Genomic DNA, 873 nt, shown 5'->3' on the forward strand with positions numbered 1-873 from the left:
CACCGTGAACATCGGCGACTCGCGCACCTACCGCCTCGCCGACGGCGAGCTCGAGCAGATCAGCGTCGACCACTCGGTGGTGCAGGAGCTCATCGAATCGGGCGAGCTCACCGCGGCGGAGGCGGCCACGGATCGTCGCCGCAACATCATCACGCGGGCGATCGGCGCCAGCAGCACCGGCGATGCCGACTACTGGCTGTTCCCGGCGGAGCTCGGCGATCGGATGCTCATCTGCTCCGACGGTCTGACCACCGAGGTCTCCGACGAGCGGATCACGCAGATCCTGGCCGCCGAGCCCGACCCGCAGCGGGCGGCCGACATTCTGGTCGACGAGGCCGTGCAGGCGGGCGGTCGCGACAACATCACCGTGGTCATCGTCGATGCCGTGTCGGTGGCGGCGCGCCGGGGGGCGCTGCTCCAAGCCGACGACGTCGATGCCGACACGCGTCCACGAGAAGCCGCAGCAGGAGGGGTTCGCTGATGCAGACGATCTACCGACCGGGACAGTGGTACCTGATCGTGATTCCGGGCGCTCTGGTGGCGCTGCCACCCGACGCGACGGGTGAGACGGTCGCCGCGCTGTGGGATCGGCTGCCGCGCGAGCGGAGCCTCGCCACGGTCATCGACGTGCTCACGACGCAGGCGGGCGGCTCGTTCACCGACATGCCGTCGTTCGTCGCGGCCGTGCTGGAGGGCACCGACGCCAGGGTGGCCGTGCGCGGCTCGCTCGCCGTGCGGGTCACCGGCGCGGATGCCGAGGCCCAGACGTTCTCCGGCGCCGACGTCACGACCTGGAGCGAGCGCTTCGTGCCGGGGGTGTCGAAGGTGGAGATCACGGTCGACGAGGGCGGCTCGGGATCCGCGCTCCCCGTG

At 71.1% G+C, this 873-nt stretch carries 1 protein-coding gene and 1 pseudogene; both read left to right on the forward strand.

The window, feature by feature from the left end; genetic code table 11:
* Positions 1-481: PP2C family protein-serine/threonine phosphatase (locus tag ACNPM4_RS17950; protein WP_448986589.1), on the forward strand; the 481-nt coding region annotated here is incomplete at its 5' end.
* A pseudogene (locus ACNPM4_RS17955) lies at positions 481-873 on the forward strand (hypothetical protein); the annotation flags it as partial. The gene ACNPM4_RS17950 and the pseudogene ACNPM4_RS17955, both read left to right, overlap by 1 nt.

The sequence above is a fragment of the Microbacterium umsixpiens genome (genome assembly GCF_053543675.1).